The organism is Halorubrum tibetense, from assembly GCF_042661865.1.
Lineage (GTDB): Archaea > Halobacteriota > Halobacteria > Halobacteriales > Haloferacaceae > Halorubrum > Halorubrum tibetense.
The window spans coordinates 1-2,389 of the sequence record NZ_JBHSWW010000329.1; the positions used below are offsets into that span (position 1 = coordinate 1).

1 protein-coding gene and 1 pseudogene are annotated in these 2,389 nt (G+C 70.3%); both read left to right on the plus strand.

The window, feature by feature from the left end; all coding sequences use genetic code 11:
• Positions 1-1,667: ATP-dependent DNA ligase (locus ACFQEU_RS14565; protein WP_379783328.1), on the plus strand; the 1,667-nt coding region annotated here is incomplete at its 5' end.
• Positions 1,668-1,787: 120 nt separating this feature from the next.
• A pseudogene (locus ACFQEU_RS14570) lies at positions 1,788-2,389 on the plus strand (hypothetical protein); the annotation flags it as partial.

Here is a 2,389-nt window from a genome sequence, read left to right on the forward strand (position 1 = left end):
CCGCCGGCTTCGAGTTCGGCGGCCAGCAGGGGCTCGCTGCGTTCGCGGGCGGTCGCGACGCGCTCTCGCTCAGCGAGGTCGACCGGTCGTTACGGGAGCTGGCCGCCGCCGAAGGAGCGGGAAGCGAGTCGCGGAAGGTAGACGCGCTGTTCGGCCTGTTCAACCGGTGTGAACCCGCGGAGGCGAAGCTGCTCGCCCGCCTCGTGCTTGGGGAGATGCGGATCGGGGTGGGCGAGGGGACCGTCCGCGACGCGGTCGCCGAAGCGTTCCTCGTCGACGATGGAGTGACCGCCGGGGAGGCGGACGGTCGCGACACGATCGGTGACGACGTGGAGGCAGATGGCGTGGAAGCGGATGACGTGGAGGCAGATGACGCGGAGGCGGATGGCGTGGAAGCGGATGACACGGAGATGGGTGACGCGGAGACGGATAGCGCGGATCGGATCGGCGAGAGCGACACCACGGACGGGGACGGCGAGAACGGTCCGGTTCTCCACGCGAGCGACGAGGCGGTCGCGGCGGTGGCACGGGCGCTTCAGGTGACGAACGACTACGGCCACGTGGCGGTGCTCGCTCGCGAGCGGGGGATCGCGGGGCTGCGTGAGGAACGACTGGCGGTCGGACGCCCGGTTCAAGCGATGCTCGCACAGGCGGGAACCGCGAGGGACGCGGTCGAGTCGTTCGGGGAGGTCGCGGTCGAGACCAAGTTCGATGGCGCGCGGGTGCAGGTACATTACGTGCCGGAAGGATGGGCGAGCACCGGCGACGCCCGGGAGACACGGACCACCGAGGCGGCGGGAAGCGAGGGGTTCGGCCCCCGCCTCTACTCGCGGAACATGGACGACGTGACCGACGCCTTACCGGAGATCGTCGAGTACGTCGAAGCGCGTGTGGGAGTCCCGACGATCCTCGACGGCGAGGTCATCGCGGTCGACGACGACGGCGACCCACTGCCGTTTCAGGAGGTTTTGCGTCGGTTCCGTCGGAAACACGACGTCGAGCGGATGCGTGAGGCGGTCACCTGCCGGCTCCACGCGTTCGACTGCCTCCACGCCGACGGGGACGACCTCCTCGACCGGCCGCTGCGTGCGCGCCACCAACGCCTCGTGGACGTCTGTCCCGACGCGGCGGCCGACCTCCGGCTCGCGGACGAAGTCGATGCGGTCGAGGCGTTCGAACGCGACGCCTTGGAGGCGGGCCACGAGGGGGTGATGCTCAAGGACCCGGACGCGGCGTACACACCCGGCGATCGAGGGCGAGAGTGGCTGAAACGCAAACCGGACGTGGAGACGCTCGACGCGGTCGTCGTCGGTGCGGAGTGGGGCGAGGGTCGCCGTGCCGAGCTGTTCGGCACGTTCCTGCTCGCGGTCCGTAAGGAGGGATCGGACGACTACGCGACCATCGGGAAGGTGGCGACCGGGCTCTCGGACGCGGAGCTCGAAGCGTTGACCGCGCGGCTAGAGCCACACGTGACCGCGGAGTCGGGAACCGACGTGTCGCTCCGCCCCGAAGTCGTCATCGAGGTCGGCTACGAGGCGATCCAGTCCTCGCCCACGTACGACTCCGGCTACGCCCTTCGATTCCCGCGGTTCGTCGGCGTCCGCGAGGACAAATCGGTTACGGACGCGGACACCCTCGATCGAGTCCGTCGGCTCGCCGGGTCGTGAGCCGATCGTCCGCCGAGTCGCCCCTCCGAACTCCGGTTCCGACGGGTCTCTCGCCCGCCGAAACGCCCCATCCCGCCCACAGACGGAACCTCCTTGCTGCTTCGTCCCGTACCGACGCATATGTCGAACCCGCTCGGCGACACGACGCGCCATCGGTTGACGGACGCGGCGGCTGCACGGCTCGCCGCAGCCGGGTTCGAGGTCGTTCGCCCGGACACACGCGCCGAGCCGCCGGCGATCGCCGTTCGAAAGGGGGCGGAAAGCGGTGACGCCACCTCCTTCAGCGGAGCGAGGGCAGGGAACGCGGTGGGGGACGAGCCGTTCGGGGTCGAGCCGTTGACGGTGGACGACGTCACCCCGACGACGGTCGTCTCCCGGCTCGGCCACGCCATCGAACGGGACCGGCGTGCGCTGTTCGTCGTCGCAAGCGACGAGATCGCCGAATCCGTCCGGTCCGTCCTCGAGGACCCGCCACTCATCCTCGACGAACGGGATGGACGACGGACGTTCTACGCCGGTCCCGATCGGATCCCGGTCGATACGACCGCCCTCCGGGTCGACACCGGCGGGTACGCCTGTGTCAGGGTCGACGACGTGGACGGGATCCGTTCGGACCCGACGTTCCGCTGGCGCGAGACCGACACCCCGGTCGGTCCGGTTTCGGCGGTGTCGGGAGTTGACGCCGCCGCGGTCGACGCGGACGGCGCGCCGGCGGTTCCGCG